This is a genomic window from Sorangium sp. So ce1335 (assembly GCF_051521615.1).
GTDB lineage: Bacteria > Myxococcota_A > Polyangia > Polyangiales > Polyangiaceae > Sorangium.
The window spans coordinates 9,849,864-9,873,447 of the sequence record NZ_CP150363.1 but is presented as its reverse complement, the minus strand read 5'-3'; the positions used below and the strand labels follow the sequence as shown (position 1 = coordinate 9,873,447).

22 protein-coding genes are annotated in these 23,584 nt (G+C 71.4%); 15 read left to right on the top strand and 7 right to left on the bottom strand.

Annotated elements, in window-relative coordinates; all coding sequences use genetic code 11:
- Positions 1-216: 216 nt before the first annotated feature.
- A complete protein-coding gene (locus WMF24_RS36935) occupies positions 217-888 on the bottom strand; it encodes an IS630 family transposase (RefSeq protein ID WP_437732150.1) in 672 nt (223 codons plus the stop codon).
- Positions 889-1,867: 979 nt separating this feature from the next.
- On the opposite strand from WMF24_RS36935, the gene WMF24_RS36930 reads away from it, so the two are divergent.
- The 5 genes from WMF24_RS36930 (at position 1,868) to WMF24_RS36910 (ending at position 7,044) form a co-directional block, all read left to right on the top strand.
- Positions 1,868-3,067, top strand: coding sequence for a poly(ethylene terephthalate) hydrolase family protein (locus WMF24_RS36930; RefSeq protein ID WP_437732149.1), 1,200 nt, complete (start codon positions 1,868-1,870; stop codon positions 3,065-3,067).
- A 402-nt stretch (positions 3,068-3,469) separates the two neighbouring features.
- Entirely contained in the window at positions 3,470-3,625 is a 156-nt protein-coding gene (locus WMF24_RS36925) for a hypothetical protein (RefSeq protein WP_437732148.1), read from the top strand.
- A 400-nt stretch (positions 3,626-4,025) separates the two neighbouring features.
- Entirely contained in the window at positions 4,026-4,667 is a 642-nt protein-coding gene (locus tag WMF24_RS36920) for a hypothetical protein (protein ID WP_437732147.1), read from the top strand.
- A 259-nt stretch (positions 4,668-4,926) separates the two neighbouring features.
- Positions 4,927-6,240 carry a GDSL-type esterase/lipase family protein gene (locus tag WMF24_RS36915; RefSeq protein WP_437732146.1) on the top strand — a complete coding sequence of 438 codons (1,314 nt, stop codon included), beginning with the start codon at positions 4,927-4,929 and terminating at the stop codon, positions 6,238-6,240.
- A 210-nt stretch (positions 6,241-6,450) separates the two neighbouring features.
- Positions 6,451-7,044 (top strand): TIGR00725 family protein, encoded by a 594-nt coding sequence (locus WMF24_RS36910; RefSeq protein ID WP_437732145.1) that lies wholly within the window; start codon positions 6,451-6,453, stop codon positions 7,042-7,044.
- Here the strand turns inward: WMF24_RS36910 and WMF24_RS36905 are convergent.
- Positions 7,031-8,323, bottom strand: a complete 1,293-nt coding sequence (locus WMF24_RS36905) for a hypothetical protein (RefSeq protein WP_437732144.1) — start codon at positions 8,321-8,323, stop codon at positions 7,031-7,033. The genes WMF24_RS36910 and WMF24_RS36905 overlap by 14 nt on opposite strands.
- A 405-nt stretch (positions 8,324-8,728) precedes the next feature.
- Between WMF24_RS36905 and WMF24_RS36900 the strand changes: the two genes are divergently transcribed.
- Entirely contained in the window at positions 8,729-10,444 is a 1,716-nt protein-coding gene (locus WMF24_RS36900; protein ID WP_437732143.1) for a protein kinase domain-containing protein, read from the top strand.
- A 37-nt stretch (positions 10,445-10,481) separates the two neighbouring features.
- On the opposite strand, the gene WMF24_RS36895 is transcribed toward WMF24_RS36900, so the two are convergent.
- Genes WMF24_RS36895 through WMF24_RS36880 form a run of 4 tightly spaced genes read right to left on the bottom strand, consistent with a single transcriptional unit; the run spans position 10,482 to position 13,346 of the window.
- Positions 10,482-10,913 carry a type II toxin-antitoxin system VapC family toxin gene (locus tag WMF24_RS36895; RefSeq protein ID WP_437732142.1) on the bottom strand — a complete coding sequence of 144 codons (432 nt, stop codon included), beginning with the start codon at positions 10,911-10,913 and terminating at the stop codon, positions 10,482-10,484.
- A complete protein-coding gene (locus WMF24_RS36890; protein ID WP_437732141.1) occupies positions 10,910-11,188 on the bottom strand; it encodes a type II toxin-antitoxin system Phd/YefM family antitoxin in 279 nt (92 codons plus the stop codon). Before WMF24_RS36890 ends, WMF24_RS36895 begins: the two co-directional genes overlap by 4 nt.
- Before the next feature lie 47 nt (positions 11,189-11,235).
- Positions 11,236-12,015, bottom strand: coding sequence for a nucleotidyltransferase domain-containing protein (locus tag WMF24_RS36885; RefSeq protein ID WP_437732140.1), 780 nt, complete (start codon positions 12,013-12,015; stop codon positions 11,236-11,238).
- The gene (locus tag WMF24_RS36880; RefSeq protein ID WP_437732139.1) at positions 12,012-13,346 is read right to left on the bottom strand and encodes a DNA polymerase beta superfamily protein; all 1,335 of its coding nucleotides are present in this window, start codon (positions 13,344-13,346) and stop codon (positions 12,012-12,014) included. Before WMF24_RS36880 ends, WMF24_RS36885 begins: the two co-directional genes overlap by 4 nt.
- Positions 13,347-13,532: 186 nt before the next feature.
- Between WMF24_RS36880 and WMF24_RS36875 the strand changes: the two genes are divergently transcribed.
- Both WMF24_RS36875 and WMF24_RS36870 read left to right on the top strand, forming a co-directional pair.
- Positions 13,533-14,840 (top strand): AAA family ATPase, encoded by a 1,308-nt coding sequence (locus tag WMF24_RS36875; RefSeq protein ID WP_437738899.1) that lies wholly within the window; start codon positions 13,533-13,535, stop codon positions 14,838-14,840.
- The gene (locus WMF24_RS36870) at positions 14,837-15,421 is read left to right on the top strand and encodes a hypothetical protein (protein ID WP_437732138.1); all 585 of its coding nucleotides are present in this window, start codon (positions 14,837-14,839) and stop codon (positions 15,419-15,421) included. The genes WMF24_RS36875 and WMF24_RS36870 overlap by 4 nt, the downstream gene beginning before the upstream one ends.
- Positions 15,422-15,572: 151 nt before the next feature.
- Here the strand turns inward: WMF24_RS36870 and WMF24_RS36865 are convergent, their stop codons facing one another.
- A complete protein-coding gene (locus WMF24_RS36865; protein ID WP_437732137.1) occupies positions 15,573-16,466 on the bottom strand; it encodes an SDR family oxidoreductase in 894 nt (297 codons plus the stop codon).
- Positions 16,467-16,556: 90 nt separating this feature from the next.
- Here WMF24_RS36865 and WMF24_RS36860 point away from each other — a divergent pair, with 90 nt between their 5' ends.
- The 7 genes from WMF24_RS36860 (at position 16,557) to WMF24_RS36830 (ending at position 23,467) form a co-directional block, all read left to right on the top strand.
- Positions 16,557-17,477 (top strand): LysR substrate-binding domain-containing protein, encoded by a 921-nt coding sequence (locus WMF24_RS36860; RefSeq protein ID WP_437732136.1) that lies wholly within the window; start codon positions 16,557-16,559, stop codon positions 17,475-17,477.
- A gap of 363 nt (positions 17,478-17,840) precedes the next feature.
- Positions 17,841-18,485, top strand: coding sequence for a DUF2267 domain-containing protein (locus WMF24_RS36855; protein ID WP_437732135.1), 645 nt, complete (start codon positions 17,841-17,843; stop codon positions 18,483-18,485).
- Positions 18,486-18,837: 352 nt separating this feature from the next.
- On the top strand, positions 18,838-19,551 hold the full coding sequence (locus WMF24_RS36850; RefSeq protein ID WP_437732134.1) for a hypothetical protein: 714 nt from the start codon (positions 18,838-18,840) through the stop codon (positions 19,549-19,551).
- Positions 19,552-19,570: 19 nt separating this feature from the next.
- A complete protein-coding gene (locus WMF24_RS36845; protein ID WP_437732133.1) occupies positions 19,571-20,080 on the top strand; it encodes an RNA polymerase sigma factor in 510 nt (169 codons plus the stop codon).
- Entirely contained in the window at positions 20,077-20,862 is a 786-nt protein-coding gene (locus WMF24_RS36840; protein ID WP_437732132.1) for a DUF4384 domain-containing protein, read from the top strand. The genes WMF24_RS36845 and WMF24_RS36840 overlap by 4 nt, the downstream gene beginning before the upstream one ends.
- A complete protein-coding gene (locus WMF24_RS36835) occupies positions 20,859-22,454 on the top strand; it encodes a caspase family protein (RefSeq protein ID WP_437732131.1) in 1,596 nt (531 codons plus the stop codon). Before WMF24_RS36840 ends, WMF24_RS36835 begins: the two co-directional genes overlap by 4 nt.
- 71 nt (positions 22,455-22,525) lie before the next feature.
- Positions 22,526-23,467 (top strand): NAD(P)-dependent alcohol dehydrogenase, encoded by a 942-nt coding sequence (locus WMF24_RS36830; protein ID WP_437732130.1) that lies wholly within the window; start codon positions 22,526-22,528, stop codon positions 23,465-23,467.
- Positions 23,468-23,584: the final 117 nt, after the last annotated feature.

Sequence of the window (23,584 nt, the reverse complement as noted above, 5' to 3'; positions counted from 1 at the left end):
TTACCTCCGGCGGGGTCATGCGTGAAGAATGCGTCAAGAACCGAGCCGAGCGAGCGACGCTTGACGCGCACGCCTTGGGTCGCAGTAGTACTGCGTACCCTGAATCAGGGGCCTATCGGCCCCTGCGCTCCCGATGGTCGCTACCCCTGGCTTCGTCGCACAGCGTCGCGCCAACGGCCCGGGACGAACTCGGGGGACGATGTAGTCATGCTAGTGCTATGACACGATTCTGTTGAACCAGTCGGATCCGAAAATCCGCTCGGCGTCGCGGACGGTGAAGGTCCAGTTGATCTTGCGACGAGCCCGGTCCGCGGCTGCATTCCACTGCCGGACGCGGCGGCGTAGCTCGGCGAGGGTTGGGATGCGGTTGCGACCGAGGCACTCCCTGGACACGAGGCTGGCGTCGATCTCCGCGGCGTTGAGCCAGCTCGCGTGCTTGGGCGTGTGGTGAAACGCGAAGCGCGAGGCGAGCGCACGGCCTCGCTCGGTCCCGAAGGCTTTGATGAGCGAGGCCGGGGTGTGAGTATTCAGATTGTCGAGGACGAGGTGAATGCGGTGCGCCTGTGGGTAGGCACGGGCGATGCGTTCGCCTGCGAGGGCGAACGACGGACGCGTTCGGTCCTCGATGGCCTGGGTAAGGTGGCGTCCGGTCTTCGGCTCCACGATGCAGAAGATGTTGGCCGTTCCCCGACGCACATACTCGTCGTCGATGCGCCTCGGCTTTCCTCGGCGCATCGGCCTGTCTGGCCTCGCGTTGTCGTGCAGGACGACGGGGCGCTCATCGAACGCCACGACCGGTTCGCTCGGGTCGTGGGGCCGAGCGTACAGCTCCAGCACGTCCTTCATCCGCTCGACGAAGGGCTCGTCGATCTCCGGAACGCACCACATTTTTTTCCCGCCAGGGCTTGATGTCCTGGTCGGCGAGGGGCCTTCGTATGGTCTCTCGGCTGACCGAGCGGGCGATTCCTCGCCGCTCGGCTTCGTCGGCGACCACGGCGATGGTCCATCGCGCACCGCCTGTCAGGGGCGCCGTCGCGCAGAGGAGATGAGCGTAGCGAGGCGGCGCCGTCGGCAGTGTCGGAGCGAGGCGCTCGGGACGTGGCGGTTGGGGCGCTGCTGACGATGGTGCATGGCGCGGTCGAGCGCGAGCGGGTGTCGACTGCGCTGGGCGCTGTACTGCCGTGGGCTGATGTTGGATTCGTGTCGGAGGGGATCTCGGTCCGGCATCTTGATCGGCTGCTGGATGGGCTCCTTCTGGCGACGTCGCCTCGCGTCGAATGGGCGAAGCTTTTGCGGCGGACTTACGCAGTAGATGTCCTCGCGTGCCCGCGATGCAGCGGGCGGATGCGACTCATGGCCGCGATCACGGACAAGGCGACGGCGAGGAAGATCTTGAGCCTCCTCGGTCTGTTCGCCGAGCCGCTGGAGTGCCGCGCGCGGTACCCGGCGGACCCCGCGTGACGAAACTGAAAGGGGAGGGACGCTGCTCGACGACGTGGCCGGGGGGAGGTCTGCCCTGAGGTGCGTGCGCCGGCCATCACGACGCGCCGCGAACCGCGACGGCGGCCGTTTGGACGAGCTCAGTAGTGTACAGCTATACGGTAGGATGCCGTCCGCTTGGTGCCAGTAGTGTACAGCTATACGGTAGGATGCCTTCCGCTTGGTGCGACGTCGCGGTAATCGCAGGCGTTTCACGAGTGGAAGGCCTGTCTGATCGCATAAGGCCCGTTCTGTCGATAAGCTCGTACAGCCGGACTGCACGAGCCAGGAACGGCTCCGAGAATCTTGACTTTGCGGAACGCGTTTGCTTGTCCTATCCGCCAAAGCGCTTGACGACGCTGAGCGGCTGGGCGAGGACAGAGTCACCATGAGGCGTTGGCTACTGGCTTTGGGCGTGTGCGTTTCCACCGCGGCGTGTGGTAACGGATCGAATGGGGACGCTGCCGCGAGCGGGGGCGCGGTTGGCACGGACAGCGGTGGGACGGGCAGCGGGGGCACGGCCTCCGGTGGTGCGACGGGCTCTGGGGGAACGGCCGAAAGCGGCGGCGCATCCAGCGGCGGCGCATCCAGTGGTGGGGCTGGCGGCTCGGCGTCGGGCGGCTCGAGTGGGGCCACGGGTGGCGCGGCTTCGGGCGGGCAATCGGGCAGCGGCGGCCAAGGAAATGCCGGAAGCGGCGGCTCGACCGGTAGCGGCGGCTCGGTCGGTAGCTGCGTCGGCGACCCGTTCCCCACGGCCGATCCTACCAAGCCGGGCCCCTTCTCGGTCACCGCAGACAAGAACGTCGGCCCCCTCGCCGGCGTCGTTCCCGATCCGATCTATGGGGACGAGCAACAGCGCTTCAACGTGTACCGCCCGAGCAACATCGCAACCAGCGGCCACTGCCATCCGATCCTGATCTGGGCCAATGGCTACCGGGACAATCCGGAGCAGAAGCCGCCGAAATGCGTCGTCAACGCCGGCAACAATCAGTGGTGCGGACAATACGGGCCGATCGTCAACCATCTCGCGTCCCACGGTTTCGTCGTGGTGGCTTCTCTCAGCACCGCGACCGCCGAAGGCGATCCTCTTCCCACGACCGCGGGCCTGGATTGGATCTTGGAACAAGCCGAGGATGCGAGCAGCCCGTACTATCACGCCCTCGACACCACGAAGATCGGCCAGCTTGGCCATTCCTATGGGGGCATGTCGACTTGCAAGACGGCCTCCGATCCCCGTTTCTCGGCCCTCGGCACGATTTGCGGCACCAGTCCCCTCGAGGGAGTGCACACCCCCATGTTGTTCTTCTGCGGGGGGAACGACTCCGTGGTGAAATGCAGCGGGGTCCACGATGTCTTCAAGACGGTCACCGATCAGCCCGCGTTTTTCCTCAACGAGCTCAACGCGGATCACGGTAGCTGGGTCTATCAGGGCGCAAATGGCGTGTCCCTGTCGTCGGCCGCGGCCTGGTTCCGCGTTCATCTGATGGATGACACAGCGAACAGGAACTTCTTCTACGGCGACAACTGCAAGTTCTGCACCGATGGCCGCGTGCAAGCAGAGCAGAACGCCCTGATGCAGGTCCCCTGAGCGACGGGGCCGATCTGGCCAGGCTTCACTGACTCACGAACGTCGTCACGCTCATGGCTTCGAGGGCCATCGGGAGCGTGGCGTCCGTTACCTCGGTCTGCCAGACTTCCTTGTCGCCCCGAGGCGGGACATCGTCCGGCCAGGGGTAGGCGACCTGCGTGTCAACTTGGTGGGTCCCGAGGATGTCGAAGGCGGCCCACGCGTCCGGGTCGGCGGCGAGCGCGTGCCCATGGTCGTACCCGCCGAAGTCCGTCGTGCAGTGCTCCGCGATGGGATCACCATTGAAGCCTCCGCATTCGAGCGGATCGGAGCTCGGCAGGCCCGAGGGTTCCGAGCAACAGGCCGACTCGTTCGACCAGGGAGGGGCTACGGGAGGGCATCCTCAAGGCCAAGGCGCACGACGTGCTCGCCTTCCTCGAGGCCCGCGGGCTGGGAATCCCCGTCGATGTGCGGCAGCGCGTCCTCGCGAGCACCGATATTGACGCGCTCGACCGCTGGGTCCGCCGTGCCGCGGTCGTCAGCGACGCCCGGGATCTCCTCGCCACGACCGGCGCCTGAGCCCACGCCTCAGGCCCCGCACGTCGCCGAGCCGTCCGGCTCCGGCATGGCGGGCGATGGCTGGCCATCACGTCCCCCGGCCAGCCGGCCACGCGGCGCGTGTCCCCGCGCCATACCGAAGCTCACCTGAAAGCGAAGGGCTACGCGCGTGGTCCCGGGCAGCGCGCGACTGGCCGAAAACCTCGCAGCGCGCAGGGAGATAGCCCCTGACGTCGACGCCCGTGCGACGGGCGCTCTCGTTCTCGCACCCCACCGCGAATCTGTAGCAACTGCGCGCACCGCGCGACGATGGAGTCTATCGCGCAGATACCACCCTGACATCGGCGCCTGCAGAGGCACACGGCGTGACCACTCCACGAGGGTGCCCGGAATTGAACAGAGGGAGGCGGCTGCGCGGCCCGTGCGGGGACCCCTGCACGAGCGGCCGGTGTACGTCACCCAGACGAGGGCGCGGCACCGCTGTCCGACCCGTCTCCTGGTCGTGACGATCCACCCGGCGATGGTGAGGTGGTGCTCGCGCCCGATCGACACGGGCCACCCGGACTGGACGCTGAAGCCGCTGGTGCTCGGCCCCGAGGGCGTCCCGGTCGTCACGGACGCCGAGCAGGCGAGGGCCGCGCCCGAGGTGGCGGTGCTCTCGGCGATGGCGCACGGGCAGGGTGAGGCGGCGGCGGCGATCGGCGCGGCGTTCCTGACGGGGGCCGCCGGGCTCGACGAGGAGCGCCGCACTGTCTACGGAGATCTGGTGCTATCCTCGCTGAGCGCAGCGGCGAAGCGGACGTTGGAGGCGATGATGAAGAGCGGTTACCAGTTCCAGAGCGAATTCGCGCGCAGCTACGTGGCGAAGGGGCGGCAGGAGGGTATCCTCGAAGCCAAGGCGCAGGCCGTGCTCGTCTTCCTCGAGGCCCGCGGGCTGGAGGTCCCCGTCGAGGTGCGGGAGCGCGTGCTCGCGAGCACCGACGTCGACGAGCTCGACCGCTGGGTCCGCCGTGCCGCGGTCGTCAGCGACGCCCGGGAGCTCCTCGCCACGACCGGCTCCTGACGAACCACCGCTAGCCTCCGCAAGCGGTCGAGTCTTTCTGCTCCGGCATCGTGGCGCGTCGCCGCGGTGATCAGCCGATCCCACCACGCCCAAGGCGCTGCCTGAGCAAGTGCTCTGTAATTTTGTCGTGTTGCGCGACGGAGCCCCCGCCGCGCAGCGCTCCCCCCAGCCTCGCCCTCGCCCCGCCGCGCCCTCAACTTTACCGGTTCACATCATCGCCACAATGTCCCAGAGTGCCTCCCCCTGGAGGTCCACGAACATGGCTTTTCGCTCACTTCTTCGATCGGGCTCGCTCGTCCTCGCGCTCGGCACGCTCGCTCTCCTGTCCGCCTGCTCTGACGACGGCGATCCCGCTGACAGCTCCAACGGCACGGGCGGCGGCGCGTCGTCGAGCACCTCGAGCGCCTCGCAGGGCTCGGGCGGCGCGGCCGGCGGCACCGGCGGCGGGGGCGGCGACGCCACCGGCACGGGCGGCGGCGGCACGGGCGGCAGCGGCACCGGCGGCACCGGCGGCGGCCCCGATGCGCCGGGCATCACGCCCAACCCCCTCATCTCCCGCGGCAAGCCCGCCTCGGTCTCGACGGGCGGGGTGGCGGCGATCAACGACGGCAAGTACAAGTCGGCCGGCACCTGGATCGCGGGCAAGCCCACCGAGGCCGCGCCCGCCTGGGCCGCGATCAAGGTGGGCACCGGGTACGAGCGGCTGCTCCTGAGCTGGACGGCCTCGTACAACTACAACTACACGGACGTGCAATACGGCGCGCCGGGCGCTTACCGCGTGGAGACCTCGAGCGACTCCACGGACGGCGGGGACGGCACCTGGAAGACGGTCGCCGAGGTGACCGACAACACGGTCCGCACGCGCGCCCACAGCTTCGATTTCAGCGGCCAGAGCTGGGTGCGGTTCGTCGTGACAGCGGCTCCCGCGACCAGCGACGAGACAGGCGTCCAGATCGATGAGATCGACGTGCACGACATCTCGAACGGCGCCGAGGACACGTGGTTCTTCCTCGGCGACAGCATCACCGCGTTCGCCTACGACCGCGACACCCCGGCCACCCAGCCGAGCTTCGCCGAGAACATCCACGCGGCGCACGAGGCCCACTTCCCCGCGATGATCAACGGCGGCATCGGCGGCGAGCTCACGAAGGCCACGGACACCCGCCCCAGCGCGCTCGATCGCATCGACGACGTGCTGGAGATGAACCCCGACTTCCACTTCTTCGCCATCGGCTACGGCACCAACGACTCCTGGGACCAGACCGATCCGACCGCCTTCAAGGCGAACCTCCAGGAGCTCATCGACAGGATCCAGGACGCGGGCCGCGTCCCGGTGCTCGCACGCATCCCGTTCTCCCCGGACGGCCACCACGAGGCGCTCGACGTGTTCAACCAGGCGATCGACGAGCTGACCCAGGAGAACGACCTCCTCCCGGGGCCGGATCTGTATGCCTATTTCGAGGAGCACCCCGAGCAGCTCGACGACGAGGTCCACCCCGGCGCCGCCGGGCGGGTCGCCATGAACAAGCTCTGGGCCGAGGCCGTGGACGCCCTCTACTCCGGCCAGCGGTAGCGCGCGCTCTCTCTCCCACGATCGCGCCGCAGGAGCCTTGGCCCCTCGCGGTCGCGAGGGCTCCCTGGATCCGGCGCGCGGCGCCGCCGGCGCCTGGCGCGCGGCCTTGCGCGATCTTGCCACGCTGCGCGGGAAGCGACACGATGCGCCTCGCGACCGGGCCGGGCGCCACGTGACGCGGCGGCACGCGGGCGCCGGAGCAAAGCCGTGATGGACGACGATCGCGAAGACGAGGACACGCGGAGGGACATCGCCCCCTACGTGCCGCGCCGCCCCGTGATGGCGGTGATCGGCAACGGCCTCGCGCTGGACGCCGCGACCGAGGCCGTGTGCGTCGAGCTCGGGCGGCGCGCCGTCGAGGCGGGGTTCCGGCTCGTCACCGGCGGGCTCGGGGGCGTCATGGCCGCCGTCTCGCGCGGCGGACGCGAGGCAGCGACCTGGCGCGACGGCGACATCGTCGGGCTCCTGCCGGGGTACGAGGCGTCCGCGGCCAACCCCTACGTGGACATCGTCGTTCCGACCGGCATGCAGATCGGGCGCAACATCCTCGTCGTCGCCGCGGCGGACGTCGTCGTTGTCGTCGGCGGCGGCGCGGGCACGCTGAGCGAGATCGCCGTCGCCTGGCAGCTCGGCAAGCCGCTGCTCGCGCTCGCGGCGAGCGGGGGCTGGGCGAGCCAGCTCGCCGGAGGGCGCGTGGACGACCGGCGCTCGGATCGCATCGTGTCGGTCGCGAGCGCGGAGGAGGCCGTCGCGGCGGCGTGGAAGATCGCCGGCCGCGGCCGCGCCGCGATCAAGGCCCCGTGAAGAGGGCGGAGACATGGATCTTCACCAGCGGATCGGCCGCCTCGGTGTAGACGACCTCGCTGGCCCCGCCGATGTCCCGGCGCACGATGATGTCCTCGAGCAGCCCGGTACCGCCCCCGAATTGAAGCAGGGCGCCGCACCCGTCGAGCTTCGATGTGGCAGCGCTGACCTGGACCGCCCCGGCCGGCAGCGGGGGAAAGGCGCCGAGCCGCTTGGCGGCGCCGCGGCCGTCGATCTCCCAGAGCTCCTGGCTGCTGCCGTCCTCGGTCGGCCGCTCCGACTCGAGAACGAGAAGGAACCTGTCCGGCGCCCTGGCGCGCACGGTGTGGAGCAGCCGGCCTTCCGGCAGGCCGATGATCGGCCGCGACGTCGACGTGGCGAGGTGAACCACGCTCCGCGCGGCCAGCGCGAGATCGCCGTGGCCCAGGTGGAGCAGCGGGGCCTCCGGATCCGCGTAAGCGACACGGCCGCTCTCGTCGTACCACGTGGCGGCGTCCGCACGGCAGCGGTACAGGACGGCGCCCTTCGGCGAGACGAGGAACCCGTCGTGCGGGACGAGCCCGTCCGGGCACGGGGGCGTGAGAAGGACAGGATCGTTGTCGAGCGGCGCTTCCGGGTAGTCGTTGCCGCGGAAGGGGCAGTCGTCGCAGTGGAACGCGCGGAGCAGGTGCTCGAAGACGTTGGTGTAGAGCATGCGCCCGTCGGTGGGGCGGATTCGCGCGCTCCGCTCGTCGACGTGGCAATGGAACCCCACGACGGCGGACTCCGGCGAGCTCCAGTGCGCGACGGCGTCCCGGCCGCAGGCCCCCTCGAGCAGCGTGCCAGCGAGGTAGACCTGATCCGGGTCGAGCACGTCGCCGGTGACCGCCGAGGACGCCCCGCTGCAGTCCGGCGCGCCCACGCCAGCGCCACCCTCGGCCGCGCCAGCGCCTCCTCCGCCGTCGCTGCCGCCTTCCTCAGCGCCGGCGCCCGCGCCACCGCCGCCGCCTTCTTCAGCGCCGGCGCCCGCGCCGCCGTCGCTGCCGCCTTCCTCAGCGCCGGCGCCCGCCGCTCCGCCGCCGTCGCTGCCGCCTTCCTCAGCGCCGGCGCCGGCCCCTCCGCCGCCTTCGTCGCCACCGATGCTTGCGTCCACGACGCTGGCCGCGTCCCCGATGTCGACCGCGCCGCCCGAGCCTTCCGGCCGCGCGCCGCCTGTGCCGCTCGCCGCCTCGTTTGCCGCGCTGCCGCCCGCGCCGGCGGCGTTCACCTCGCCGCCGCCGTCGCCGCTTTCCTGGAGCATGGTTTCTCCCGCAGCGCACGCCGATGACAGGAGGAAGACGGACGCTCTGGCGACAGTGCGCATGACGTGACCTTCTTGGCTATCGCGGCACGCCTCTCATGACATCGGGGCACGGAGCCGTGGTTCACGAGGGTTGAAGAGCGGAGATGGTCAGTGGCGCTGGCATCATGACGTGAGCCGTGGGGCGCGTCGACCTCCGCCCGTCGACACCGGCGCTCTCACGCGACGACGAGCGCGCGAATCTGCCTTGCCGGAAGCGCCGGCGCGTTGCGGCCCTGCGCGCGGGGCGGACGGGCGCGCAGCGCACCCTCGATGTGCCGTGATCGCGGCGCGATGTCCGGCGGGCCCGCGGCGCCGGCGCCGATCGATCCGACCGGCTGGCAGCCCGTGCTAGGCTCCGCGCCGATGTCGGGAGCGGAAGACGAGGAGATCCAGCGGCTGAGGGCCCGCGTCGGGTCGACGGTGCGCGGGAAATGGCGGCTCGACGCGCTGATCGGGGCCGGGGGAATGGCGGCTGTCTACGCGGCCACCCATCACGTCGGGCACCGCGTGGCCATCAAGATCCTGCACCCGGAAGGCGCCGTGTCCCGCGAGCAGCGCGCCCGCTTCGAGCAGGAGGCGATCGCCGCCACGCGGCTCGGGCACCCGGCCGCCGTCCAGGTCCTCGACATCGACGCGACCGAGCACGGCGAGCCGTTCCTCGTCATGGAGCTGCTCGACGGCGAGAGCCTCCGCGAGCGCGCGCTGCGGCTCGGCGGGGTCGCCGTGCCCGAGCTGCTCGCCCACGTGGACACGCTCCTCGAGGTGCTCAGGGCCGCGCACGGCGCCGGGATCGTCCACCGGGACATCAAGCCGGACAACCTCTTCGTGACCCGCGACGGGCGGCTCAAGGTGCTCGATTTCGGGATCGCGCGCATGAAGCAGGGCGGCGCCGGGCTGAAGACGCGGACGGGCGCGCTGCTCGGCACGACGAGCTACATGGCGCCCGAGCAGATCCTGGGCAGGGAAGTGGACGGCAGGGCCGACCTCTACGCGGTGGGCGCGACGATGTTCACCCTCCTGACGAGCCGTCGACTCCACGACGCGCTCACCGAGGGAGAGCTCCTCGTCAAGATGAGCACGACGCCGGCCCCGCCGCTCGCGACCGTCGCGCCCGGCGTGGATCCGCGGGTCGCGCGCGTCGTGGACCGCGCGCTCGCCTTCCAGGTCGAGCAGCGATATCCGGACGCGCAAACGATGCTCGCCGACGTGCGCGCCGTGCGCCGCGGCGAAGAGCCCCCCTTCGCGACGGCCGCGATGGCCGGCGGCGACGCGCGCACGCGCGCGGTCGCCCGGTCGATCCCCGACGGACCACCCATCGTGCCGGCCGTCCCCGCCGCGGCGCTGCCTGGCCAGCCGCCGCCGGGGGTGCGCGCCGCGCCGGGGCCGCGCGCGCCGGGCGCGCCGCCGCAGCTCGCCGTCGTGGTCGGGGCGGCGGTGCTCCTCTTCTGCGTCGGCCTCGGGGCCGCGCTGCTGCTCTGGCGCTCCCGCGACAAGGGCGCCGGCGACGCCGCCGGCAGCGGCGCGCCGACGTCGGTGTCCCTCAAGGACATCCCCCGTGCCGCGAGCTCCGTGGCGCGCGCCACCGACCCCGGCGCCTGCCCGCCCGGCGTGCCGTGCACCTGCGCCCCCGGCACGCCGGGGAACGTGCCCAAGAGCTGCGCGCTCACGTGCGGCGACGCGCCCGGCTGCCAGCCACGCTGCTCCGAGCGCGACGCCTGCGAGACCCGCTGCGCCGACAATTGCCGGTCGTCCTGCGATCACAGCAAGGCGTGCGACACGCGGTGCGCGGACAGCTGCGCCGTCGACTGCCGCCATGTCGAGACGTGCCAGGCGACCTGCGGCGCGGGGTGCTCCTACACCTGCGAGAACGCGGGCAAGTGCGTCGCCGTCGTCGGGGAGGGGAGCGTGGTGAGGTGCAATCAGGTCGGGCTATGCGAGGTGACCTGCACGGGCTCGTGCGCCGTGTCGTGCTCCGCCACCGGGCGAGGTTGTCCGGTCACCTGCAAGGGGCAAGGTTCGGCGAAGCGGTGCAGCGACGGCCGCAGGGCGTGCGGGGACGGCTGCTCGCTGCCGGGGTGAGACGGGGACATCGCGCGGGGCTCCCGCGTGCCGGTGATCATCGCGCTCGTCGCCTCGACCAATCCTCGATCTCGATATCCTTGAATCGAGCGAAATCCTTCGTGTTCGCGGTCACGAGGACGAGCCCGTTCGCGTGCGCGATGGCCGCGATCTGCCCGTCCACGTGGGGCGCAGCCAGCCCGTGCTCCTCGAGGCGCGCGCGCTCGGCGCCATGCCACGCGGCGGCTGCCTCGTCATAGGGCAGGATGGGGAACGACGCGCGCACGACCTCCTCGATGTACGCCTCGAGCGCGGTTCGCCGGCGCCCGCGTGGCAGCCGCCGGTACCCGTACTCGAGCTCATGCCATACGGGCGCTCCGATCGCGCACTCGTGACCGTGCTGTTCGAGGCGACGCACGATCTCCGGGCTCGGCTTGCTCGCCACCGGAGCCGACACGGTGTTCGTGTCCAGGAGAAATCTCAGGGTCACAGCGCTACCTTGCGCCCGGGGCCGGCCGCGCGGAGGGAATCGAAGTAATCGCGATCCACGCCGACCTCCTCCAGCCGGAATCTCTCCAGAAAACGCCGGTAGGCTTCGGTGAAGCGCGGCCGCTCGGAGCGCAAGGCGTCGTACTCCTGGCGCGAGAGCACGACCGCTACCGGCTTGCCCCGGCGCGTGAGCTCGATCGTGCTGCCCGCTGCGACCTCATCGACGAGGGTCGGCAGGTTGGCCCGGGCCTCTGCAATGGAGTAACGCTTCGGCATACCGAAGTGTACATCTACATGTACACCTCGCCAAGCCTCTCCGCGCCTCAGAGCCGCGCCTTGCGCAGCGCGAGCAGCCAGTCGTTGAGCTCGTCCTGGTTGCGCGGCTCCTCCGGCAGCACGGCGCGATCGTGGGCCGCCTCGAGGGTCGTGAAGGCCCGCGAGATCTGCTCTGCCCAGCGGCCGGAGGCCTCGGGGGAGAGCGCCGACCTCTCGCCGGCCCGCTTGGCCTCGACGAGCTCGCGCGCGGCGCCGAAGCCGTAGAGATCGAGCAGCGCGGTCACGTCGGTGACGATCTCGCCTGTCCGGAGCGCGTGGGCGCCGGTCAGCGTGGTCCTGAGGACGTAGAGGAGCTTCTTCGCCGACGTGCGGTTCTCCGCCTCCCAGGCGCGGAGCTGGCTCGTGGCGAAGCCGACGTAGTGGCGGAAGATCCGCCGCGAGAGGGCCGCGGCGACGAGCGGGCGCAGCGGGGCGAGATCGGGATCGACGTGGAGCTGGAGCGGGCCGAGGATCCGCTCGATGTAGTTGCCGTTGCCCTGGAGCACGCCGAGGAGCACGGGGTGGATCTCGTTCGACGAGTAGTCGATCTCGACCCCGTCGATGACCTCCATGCGCGAGGGGCTCGCGCCGCTGCGGAGCAGGCCGAGCAGCCGCTCTGTCGGCTCGACGTGCACCGCCTTGAGGTCGACGTCGCTGTCCGGCGAGGGGAAGCCGTACGCGTGCGCGCCGCTCAGGGCGACGACGAGGTGCTGCCGCTGCGCCTCCTCCTCGGCGATGACGCGCGCGACGACCTCCTGCGGATGTGCCTCGAGCACCTGCGTGTTCATGCCTCGCCCTTTCTCTCGTCGCCGCCGGCGTCATCGTCGGCGCCGGCGTCGTCAACGCCGCGCGCGCGGCCCGCGCCCCCGTCGTCCCAGACGGCGACGGGCGCGGGGGGAGCGTCCTTGCCGAGCGGGCCGGGCGCGCCGGCGACGTGCCGCCTCGCGACCTCCTCGCGGACGCGCCGGAGGAGCGCGTCGGCGCGGGGCACGTCGGGGTGCGGCGGCAGCTTCGTCGCGAGCCGCGCGGCCTCCAGCTCGGGCGTCATCGCCTCGGCGAGCTCGATCGTCCGGTCGAGCGGCCAGGCGCCGGCCTTGATGGCGAGGAGCGTCTCGCGCAGCTCGCCGCCCACGACGAGGTCGACCTCGCCGTCGCGCAGCCAGCGGATGGCGGTCGCGATGAGGCGCACGAGGTTGTAGGCGTTCTTGGGGCGGAGATCGCGGGCCAGGTCGAGCGAGGTCCGGCCCTCGCGGGCGAAGGCGGCGAGCGAGGCGAAGTCGCGCGCGGGCAGGAGGCCCTGGTCGTGGAGCGAGCGGTAGAGCTGCTTGATGTACTCCTTCGCCTGGAGCTCCCGGTCGGCCTCGGTCGGCGCGGCGCGCGGGCTGATGGCGGCGAGCTTCCGGGCGACCTCGTCGAGCGACAGCGCGGGGTCGTCCGCGAGCCAGTCGAGCACGCGCTCTCTGTGCTCGGCGAGCCGGTGCGCCTGCGAGAGCCGCTTGAGCTGCGAGAGCGCGTAGCGGCCGAAGCTGCCGTAGATGGCCGACGACACGAACGCGCCGCGCGCCTCGAGGATCCACGCGCCGATGTCGTCGCGCGCCTCGGCGGTGCGGACGAAGAGCAGCTCGAGGGTGTTCGGATCGGCGCGCAGGGCCTGCCGGATGGCCTTCTCGACCTCCCAGTACGAGGCGCTGCCGTCGGTGCTCACGAGGTCCCGCGGCGGCTCGGCGAGGCCTGTCGTCCAGGGGAAGGGGAGGGCGAAGACGCCGCGCCTGTCGGTGTCGGACCCCTCGTGCGCGAGCCCCCACGCGCGCGAGCCCACGACGGCCTCGAGGACGACGGCGGGCCGGAGCGCGTCCCAGGCGGCGCCGCGCCGCTCCGCGTGCCGCACCTGTCCGGCCTTGCGCGGGACGAGCTCGTCGCGGCGGTAGCGGACGACGCCGACGCCGACGACCATCACGTCGAGCTCCGCGCCCGCCGAGGCGACGACGCGCCCGATGGCGCCCTGCGGGACGCGGCGCTCGCCGAGCACGCGGTCGACGCGGGTGGTCACCTCGGTGCCGTGGGGCAGCGGGACCGCGAGCGGATCGAGGTGGGTGAGGCCGCGCAGGCGGAGCTCCATGAGAGGACGCTACCATGCGCGAGGGCGTGGCCGAGCGGGCTCGTGCGGGACGTACGGCGAGGGCTTCGCGCGCTGCGGAGGTCGCCCGAGGAGGGGTCGGCCGCGGCGTGTGAGGTCGTGACGCGTGGCAGGTCCTGCTGCGCGGGCCGGTGCGCCGGGGGGGAGGCTGCGGTACGGTGTCCGGCGATGATCACGCGGATCGAGGTCGATGGGTTCAAGTCGCTCCGCGGCTTCGCGCTGGACCTGGAGCCGCTGACGGCGATCGTGGGCCCCAACGGCGCGGGCAAGTCGAACTTGCTCGACGCGCTGCACCTCCTGTCGCGGCTCGCGCAGACAAGCGTCATCGAGGCGCTGAAGGGCGGTCGCGGCGCGATCCGGGATCAGTTCTCGCGGCTGCGAGACGGAGCGGCGGAGAGGATCAGCATCTCGGTGGAGATGCTTCTTGATACGAGCAGGGAACCTGCTTGGGGGGATTCATCGGTCACGCGGGTCCTCCACACAACCGAGATCGGACGCGCCGTTCTTTCTTCGGGGATCGAGGACATCACCATCGATGGACAGCGCTTCGTCATCCTCGATGGCCCGGCCGCAGACACATGGATCGCGCGCCATCCTGCGCTGGCGCCGCTGGCTCGTTACGGAGTCTCGGTCTGGGAACACAGGGAGAGTGGTTTCAAGCTGGAGGGAACAAGGCCGGTAACCGGTCCGGACACACGGACCATTCATTGGAACCACTTCGGCATGGAGTGGGCCCCTGATTTCCTCGGAGAGCTTCCGGGCCGCGGCGTTATGGTAGGAGCACGCGCCCAGAGCCTGCTCGGCAAAGTTGCAAAGGAGCTCAGCGAGATTCGCATCATCCACGTCGAGCCTTCCAAGCTGCGCATTTCCAGCGACCGCGCTGCAGGCCCTGCCCTCGCGGCCGACGGCTCCAACCTCCCGACAGCGCTTGCTGCGCTCGCCCCGGAGGCGCGCGCTCAGATCCGGGCCGACCTCGCGGAGCTCATCCCGGGTTTTCGCTCGTTCGAGGTGGTCCCAGCCGACGAGGAGCTCCGGCTGGAGGTGGAGTTCACCGATGGCGGACGCGTACCTGCCCGCATCCTCTCGGACGGCACGCTGCGCCTCATCGCGTTGCTCACGCTCCTGCGTGGCTCGGCGCCGGGCGCACTGATCGCCGTCGAGGAGCCGGAGAACGGCATCTATCCCGGCCGGCTACGCGCCCTCGTCGACAAGCTCGTCGACGCGACCACGCCCCGAGGTGACGTGCTCCCGCCGCAGGTGCTGCTCACGAGCCACTCGCCGGCGATCCTCGCCGCGCTGCACGGAAGACCCGAGTCGCTGGTCTTCGCCGATCTCGTCCGGCGGGGCGACGATCTCCGCTCCACGCGCATGCGCCCTGTGCGCGCCGGCGACGGCGCGGAGCGCGACCCCAGCACCGTCTCCCTGCGTGAAATAGAGCGCATCCTGGACGCCGCCCGCCCGGAGGACGAGGCGTGATCTGGCTGTGCGCAGGCGTTAACGCCGAGGGCCCCACCGATGACCGGTTCCTCTGCAACCTGATCAACCGGATCTTGCCGCCGCTCGCCGTCGAGATCTGCAAGGGCGGCTTCACCATGGATGACGCCCGGCGCATCAGCGAGCCGCGACGGATGCGGGGAGCGAGCCGGGAAGAGCGCATCGCCGCGGCGATCGAGGAGAGCTGGAGCGAGTGCAACCTGTTTGTCGTGCACAGCGATGGCGAGGGCGCGCCCGACGAGGTGCGGCGCCAGCGTATCGAGCCGGGCCTCATCCGCGCGCGGCGCGCGCGCCCAGATCTCGCCGCGGCCGCCTGCGTGCCCGTGCGGGAGACCGAGGCCTGGATGCTGGCCGATCCGGAGGCATTCTGCCGGATCTTCGAGACCGATCGGTCACCCCTGCTGCCTCACGATCCAGAAGCAGAGTCGGATCCGAAGAAGGTCCTGGAGACGGCGCTTGGTGGCCTGGGGGCGCGGATGGGTCGGGGCGTGGAGGAGTACTACGCCGTGCTCGGGGCCGAGGTGCGCCTCGATGCCCTGCGACGTCTCAAGGCATTTCAGTAATTCGACGAAGAGCTTCGGAAGGCGATCGCTGCCATCGCGATTCCTTGCGGCGCATGAGCCGCTCGCCCGTCGACCCGACACGGGCGCGCTGTGGCGCGCCGACCTGCGACCCGACCAAAGTTAAGCAAACGACCCAAGATGGATGGCGGTGTCAGGCCGCGGCCGGCGTGAGCAGGGCTTCGCGGTGCCGCGCAAGGAAGCTCCGCACGTCCTCGGCCGGCTTGCCGGTGAGCTCCTCCACCGCTTTCGTGGCCACATCCAGCGTGCCGCGCGCGATCGCCTCGTCGAACGAGGCGAGCAGGGCGGCTATCCCGGCGGGCATGCCGGCCTGCTGCATGCCCTGCTCCAGCGCCTCGCGCGGGACGGGGACGTAGGCGATCGGCTTGCCCGTGAGCTCCGAGGCGATCCGGGCGAGCTCGCCATGCGACACGGCGGCAGGGCCGGTGATGTCGAGCACGCGCTTGCCGTCGAAGTCGGCCGACAGCGCCGCCGCCGCGGCGCGGGCGCAGTCCTCGCGCGTGACGTAGCCGGCCTTGCCGTCGCCGGCCGCGGCGACGAGCTGTCCCGTCGAGAGCGCGCGCCGCAGCGAGGTCACGAGGAAGTCGGCGTAGAGGTTGTTGCGCAGGACGGTGACGCCGAGCCCGCTCTCCGCGAGCGCGTCCTCGGTGGCCTGGTGGTCGGGCGCGAGCGTGATCGGCGAGCCCGGACCGGGGTTGGTCAGCGACGTGTAGACCACGTGCCGCACGCCCGCCTTCGCCGCGGCGTCGATCGCGCTCCGGTGCTGCGCGATGCGCCGGCCAGGCCGGTCCAGCGCGTCGGTGCTGATGAGCAGCAGCCGCGCCGCGCCGGCGAACGCCTCGGCGAGCGAGGCGGGCGCATCGAAGTCGGCGCGCCGCACCTCGACGCCGCGGGCGCGGAGCTCGCCGAGCCGCTCCGGGTGCCGGGTCGTGACGAGGAGGGGGCCCGCGCCCTGCGCGAGCAGGAGATCGACGACGCGCCGCCCGAGCTGGCCGCCGGCGCCTGTGACGAGGAGAGGCTGAGACATGGTGATGGCTCCTTGCTGAAGAGGTCGAGCGGATGTTGGGTCTGTCCCGGATCTGGTTCAACGGGCGAAAATTGGTCAGTATGTTCCGAAATGGGAACAATGGACCTGAACCACCTCTCCGTCTTCGCGGCCGTGGCCGAGACGGCGAGCTTCACGGCGGCGGCGCGCCGGCTGGGGGTGCCCAAGTCGACGGTCAGCCGGGGCATCGCGTCGCTGGAGGCGTCGCTCGGCGTGCGCCTCTTGCAGCGGACGACGCGCAGCGTGGCGCCGACGACGGCCGGGCAGGCGCTCCTCGATCGGCTCGGCTCACGGCTCAAGGCGCTGACGGAGGCGATCGAGGGGCTGCCGGAGCTCGCGGACGAGCCGTCGGGCTCGCTGCGCCTCACCGCGACGGCGGACTTCGGGACCGAGGTGCTGGCGGAGATCCTGGCCGGCTTCTGCCGTCGTTACCCGCGCATCGCGGTGGAGATGCACCTGACGAGCCGGCCCGTGGATCTCGTGAAGGAGGGCTACGACGCTGCCTTCCGGTTCCTCGGGAAGAAGCTCCGGGACTCGACGCTCGTCGCGCGCAAGGTGGGTGATCTGGAGATGCACCTCTACGCCTCGCCCGCGTACCTGGCGGCGCGGGGGGCGCCGAGGACGCTGGACGATCTCGCGGAGCACGACTGCGTGGCGCTCGCGGGGACGAGCCCGTTCGGGCGCGACGAGGCGCCGCGCGCCCGCGCGCGGCTCCGGGTCCGGCTGCTCGCGGACGACGGGTTCTTCGCGCGCGAGGCGGTGCGCCACGGCGTCGGGATCGGCATGTTCCCCGAGTTCCTGGTGCAGCAGGACGTGCTCAACGGGGCGCTCGTCCGCGTGCTCCCGCGCTGGACGATGCCGATGGGCGGTGTGTTCCTCGTCTTCCCGAGCGGCCGGCACCTGCCGAAGAAGACCGCCGCCCTGCGGGATCACGTGGTGGAGGCGCTGCGCGTGCGGCTGAAGGCACGTGGGGGGCGCGCCGGCGAGGGGTAGCGCCTCGGGCCAGGAACCTTGCCAGGGCTGTGCCTCGAGAGCAGAGAGAGCGAGATTTCAACGCAAAGGCGCAAAGGAGCAAAGACTCAAAACTACAGAGATTTTTGTTATTCGGGAGTTCGGTGCAGACATAAAAATTTTCTTTCTTTTTTGCGCCTTTGCGCCGCCTTTGCATCTTTGCGTTGATTCTCTCTATCTCTGGACCCCTGGCCGGACTCCTGATGCGTGGAGCTCGCTGGCGTTGTGAGCCGGACTCAGGTTGAGCGAGCCGACCCAGGTCAGGATGGCGGTTCGCGCCATGTGGCATCGGTCTCGCATACTCGCATGCGCCCTGCGCACGATTCCGCCCTGGAAGGAGGCCCCATGGATCACGACCGCTTCGTCGAGGAAGTGCAGCGCCGCGCCGGCTTCGAGACCCGCGACGAGGCCGAGCGCGCCATCGCGGTGACCGCGCGGACGCTCGGCGAGCGCCTGCTCGAGGACGAGGCCGCCGCGGTCGCCATCGCATTGCCCGCGCCGGTCGCCGCCGCGCTGCGCAGCGCGACCTACCAGGGCGACTTCGATCGCGACGAGCTCTACGACCGCATCGCCCGCCGCGAGGGCGCGCCGCGCGGCTTCGGCATGGAGCACGCCCAGGCCGTGTGCGCCGTCATCGGCGAGGCGCTGCCCGAGGCCGCGCGCCTGCGGCTCCAGCGGCACCTGCCGGACTGGGCGGACCTCTTCGCCCCGCGCCCCACCGGTGCGCCCCCTCCACGGCCGGTACACGCCGCGGCGCCGCCCGAGCCCGGCCACGGCGCGACGCTCGCGACGGGGCGGCCCGGCAGCCGCCACCCCCTGAGCGATGCGCACCCCGAGACGGCGCACGCGCAGTCGGTCGCCCGGTCGGACGACCCGCACGCGGAAACGAGGCTCTCGAGCAGCCCGGGGCTGACGCAGGAACGCCTCCGCGACACCCTGGCCGAGGGGCGGCCCGGCCCCGAGCGCCCGATCAGCGAGACACAACGCTGACCCCATCAGCGAACCACAGCGAACCACAACGCCGACAGGCGCACACAGTCCTGCGGCAAGATTGCGGTAGCACTGTAGTCAGAACAATCGACATCGACCCGTGCCCAGACCGGGCCCCTCGCGTTCTTTCCAGATCGAAGGGGCCGGCGACGGCGGCCCCATCCCGCGCGCCGTGCTGCGAAACGGCAGGCGCCTCGCCATCCATCCGGAGAGCTCCGGCGACGACCGCCCCACGGCGGCGATGGCACCGCTGCGCGCGTCGCCCTCTCGCGGAGGACTGGCCTGCTCCTTCACCATCGAACCGTCACATCATCCCATCATCCATCGTTGTTTGCTTTCAAGGAGGAATGTCATGCAGCTTCGTTCGATCTTCTCGCTCGCGCTCCCGGTCCTGCTCGCCGCATGCGGCGACTCCCAGGTGGGCTCCGACTATGAGGGCGAGTCTCTCCTGACCGTCAAGGGCACGATCTCCAATGAGCTCGACGAGCCGCCGGCGGGGCCGGTCGACGCCGTGCTGGTCTGGAACACCGAGAAGGACGGCAGCGGTAGCGAGAACCTCCCCGTCCGGGCGACGGCGGTCGGGAGCTTCCCTGCGAGCTTCACGCTGTCGATCCATGAGCCCCCGCCGGAGAGCGGGCTCAACGATTTCAGCCAGTACGGCCTCGAGGCCACCAGGGTCGGCATCGGCATCATCGTGGCAGCGCGTAGCGACGATTATCCCGACTCGGAGCCCAGCTGGCTCGGCGTCGATGAGCACCACGTGATCGTGTACGTCGAGAGCGAGATGGAAGAAGACGGCGCCTGGTCGAATCTCTTCGGCGGGCCGCTCGCCCCCGGGTACCACGTCATGGATGCGGTCCCGCGCGTTCCAGGGAGCGCGGTGGACGCAGAGATGCAAGCGGCCTTCGACGCCTGCGACGCCGCGGCGACGACGGAAGCGGAGCACCTGGCCTGCGGGGGGTATGACGTGAAGCTCAAGATGCGCCCCGCCGCAGGCGGCGCGAACGCGGCGCTCACGGTCCGCATGGCGCCGCAGGAAGATTTGGAGTTCCCGGACTGGCACTGATCGTGGTACACGCTCCGACGTGGATGATCGCGAGGCGCTGGTGTCGCTGATCGAGGCGGCCTACCGGCAGCATGGGCACCTCGTGCTGCGACGGGCGCGGCGGCTCCTCGGGAGCGAGCAGGAGGCGCGGGAGATCCTCCAGGATGTCTTCGCCTCCCTGCTCGGCGAGCCCGGGCAGCTCGACGGGAAGGGCCCGATGGTGGGCTGGCTCTACGGCGCCACGACGCACGCCTGCCTGAACCGCATCCGCGATCGGAAGAACCGGCTGCGCCTCCTCGACACCCACGTTGCGCCCATGCAAGACGAGAGCGTGGCGCCGCGCGCCGAGGCGGCGCTGCTGACACGGGAGCTCCTCGCGCAGCTCCCGGGCGACCTCGCGCAGGTCGCCGTCCACTACTTCTCCGATGAGATGACCCACGAGGAGATCGCGCGCGTGATGGGCTGCTCTCGCCGGCACGTCGGCAACCTGCTGGAGCGGCTCAAGGCCACGATCTCCGAGCAGACGAGGGAAGGGAGCTCGAGTCCATGACGCCAGCGCGACCCGAAGGGTGCCTCTCGGAGCTGAGGCTCGACGAGCTCACGGCGGACCAGCTCGACGACGCCGCCGCGCGGGAGGCGCGCGCGCACGTGGCCGGCTGCGCGCGGTGCTCGGCGCGGCTGTCCGAGATCGAGGCGGCGCGCGCCGCGTTCGCGGCGTCGCCGCCGCCCCTGCGGCTCGATCGCGCCGCCCCGCCGGGCCGCGCCGCCCCGCCGGGCCGCGCCGCCCAGAGGGCGCCCTCGCCGCGGCGATGGCTCGCGCCCGCCGCAGCCAGCGCGCTCGCGGCCGCGGCAGCGGCGCTGCTGCTCTTCCGCGCCGCGCCGGATCCGGCGGGCGGGGCGGCGGGGAGCTCCGGAGAGCGCATCAAGGGGGCGAACCGCATCGGCTTCTACGTGAAGCGCGGCGGGAGCGTCCAGCTCGGCGGGGCAGGCGCGCGGCTCCTGCCCGGCGACGCGATCCAGTTCACGTACTCCGCCGCCGAGGCGCGGTATCTCGTGATCCTGAGCGTCGACGGGGCGTCGCAGGCGAGCGTCTATTATCCGGACGGCCCTGTCGCCGCGCGCATCGAGCCCGGCCGGGACGTCCTCCTCCCGCAGAGCACGGTGCTGGACGCCACGCTCGGCGCCGAGCGCATCCACGGGCTGTTCTGCTCCGAGGCGATCGCGGTCGAGCCGCTCCGGGCCGCGCTGGCGGCCCGACCCGACGCGCCCCCCGCCCCGCCGGGCTGCGACGTCGACACGCTCACGGCGGAGAAGGTCTCGGGCTCGCCGTGATCCTCGGCCGCCCCACCGCGCACGCCGCGCTCGCGGCCGCCGCGTGCGGAGCGGTCCTCGCCCTGGCGGCCCCGGTCGAGGCCCGCGTCGAGCGCTTCGCGGTGCTCATCGGCAACAACGCCGGTGAGAAGAGCGAGGTGGAGCTCCGTTATGCGGAGAGCGACGCCGCCAGGATGTACGATGTCCTCAAGGACCTCGGCGGCTTCCCCCCGGCGAACCTCGTCCTCCTGCGGGGCGAGGGCGCGGACACGGTCCGGCGCACGCTCATCACCATGAACGACCGTGTCCGCGCCGCCGTGTCGAGCCCGGACACCGACGTCCTCTACCTCGTCTATTACTCCGGTCACGCCGACGCCAACGCCCTTCACCTCGGGCCGACGCCGCTCGCGCTGACCGAGTTCGAGCAGCTCGTCCGCGGCTCGGCGGCCTCGGCGCGGCTCCTCATCGTCGACTCGTGCCGATCCGGGGCGCTGACGCGCGTCAAGGGCGGCACGAGCGCGCCGCCGTTCGTCATCACGCTGGATCAGCGGCTCGCCGGGCAGGGGATGGTGACGCTCACGTCGAGCTCCGGGAACGAGGACGCCCAGGAGTCCGATGAGCTCAAGGGCTCGTTCTTCACCCATGCGCTCGTCTCGGGGCTGCTCGGTACGGCCGACGCGGATCGCGACGGCGCCGTGTCCCTCGAGGAGGCGTATCGCCATGCGTACGAGGGCACCTTGCGCGCCACGAGCCGCACGTGGGCCGGCGTGCAACACCCCACCTTCCGTTACGACTTCCGCGGCCAGGGCAAGCTCATCCTGACGGAGCTGCCGGTGAACGCGTCGCTCCGGGGCGTGCTCCGGTTCCCGCGCGGCCGGTCCTACCTTGTGATGCGCGATTCGAACGAGGGCCCGGTGGCGGCCGAGGTGGGGGCGAGCGACGCGACGCGGACCCTCAGCCTGCGCCCCGGTCGCTACTTCGTGCGGGGCCGAGGCCCCGATTTCCTGCTGGAGGGCACCGTCGAGGCCGAGGCCGGACAGACGATCGACGTGGGCGACGAGCGGCTCAGCCGCGTCACGCTCGCGCGGCTCGTGCGCAAGGGCGGCGGGGTCCGCGACATCGCGCACGGACCGGTGGCGGGCTATCAGCTCAGGACCCCGATCCTTCAGGGGAGCTCGCCGTGCCACGGCGGCTTCGTCGGGTACGGGATCGAGCTCCAGCACATGGGCCTCGCGGCCCGGCTCAGCGCGTGTCATGGCACGTTCCAGAACGAGCACCTCACCGCGAGCAACGATGATCTCGGCCTGGACGTGCGCCTGTCCCACGCCTGGGATCTGCCCGTCGTCACGCTCGGCGTCGGCGTGGACGCCGGCCTCGCCGTGATGAGGCAGCGGTTCGAGACGTCCGGAGTCGCGCCCGACCGCCTCGGCCTCGCAGGGGCGTTCGGCGCCGGCGCCGGAGCGAACGTCGATCTGGTGGGAGGCTTTTACCTCGGCATCGAGGGTGCAGCGCAGACGTACGTATTCAAGCAGCGGCGCGCGGGCGGCCAGGAGGGCGAGATCGCCCCTTCCGTGGCGGCGCGGCTCCGGGTGGGCGTCGGCATGAACCTCTGACGTGCGCGTGCGGTGCTCGCTCCAGGGTGTTACACCCCGACGGACGCCACGACAGGCGCATGGGAGCGACGATGAAGGCATTCTATATGACGCGGTTCGGTGGCCCCGAGGTCATGCAGTACGGCGACCTCCCGGAGCCGACGCCCGGCAAGGGCGAAGTGCTCGTGGACGTCAAGGCATCCTCCATCAACCCGGTGGACTGGAAGCTCAGGGGCGGGATGATGAAGCTCATCGCCGGCCGCGGCTTGCCGAAGCCGCTCGGCAGCGATTTCGCGGGGGTCGTCCGGGCGGTGGGCCCCGGCGTCACCGGCTTTGCCGCCGGCGACAGGGGCTATGGCGCCGTGCTCACGATGCTCGGCAAGCCCGGCACGCACGCGGAGCGCGTCGTCGCGCGGGCCAAGGACACCCGCAGGCTGCCCGAGGGCTGGACGTTCGAGCAAGGCGCCGCGCTGCCGGTGGCTGCCCTGACGGCGACAGCGGGCCTGAGGAAGTGCGGTGATCTCTCCGGCAAGACGGTGCTCGTCAACGGCGCCACGGGCGGCGTCGGACACATGGCCTTGCAGATCGCGAAGGTCAGGGGCGCCAGGGTGGTCGCCGTCTGCAGCGCGAGGAACGCCGAGCTGGCGCGCTCGCTGGGCGCTGACGAGGTGCTCGATTACAACGAGGTGGACGTCACCGCGCCGGGCCGCACCTGGGATGTCTTCTTCGACGCCTTCGGCCAGACCGGCTTCTCCAGGGCGGCGCGGGCGCTCGCTGCGAGCGGCGTTTATGTCACCACGCTGCCCCGCCCGGACACGGTGCTCCGGTCCGCGCTCGGCGGGGTGCTGGGGGGCAAGCGGGTCGCGCTCGCCAACATGCGGAGCAAGCCCGAGGACTACGCCGAGCTGGAGCGGCTCATCGAGGGCGGGGTCAAGGTCGTGCTGGAGACGTTCCCGCTGGAGCGCGCCGCCGAGGCCTTCGCGGCGTGCGAGGGCGGCAAGGTGCGGGGGAAGGTGGTGCTCACGGCTCCGTGAGCGGCGCGCGCCGTCGCTTCGCGGCCCGCGGGCGCGTGCCGCGCGCTTCATGGCAGCACCCGGCACGCGGCTCGACCCCGCGGCAACGCCCGCGGATTCCTCCTCGCGTTGAGTCCA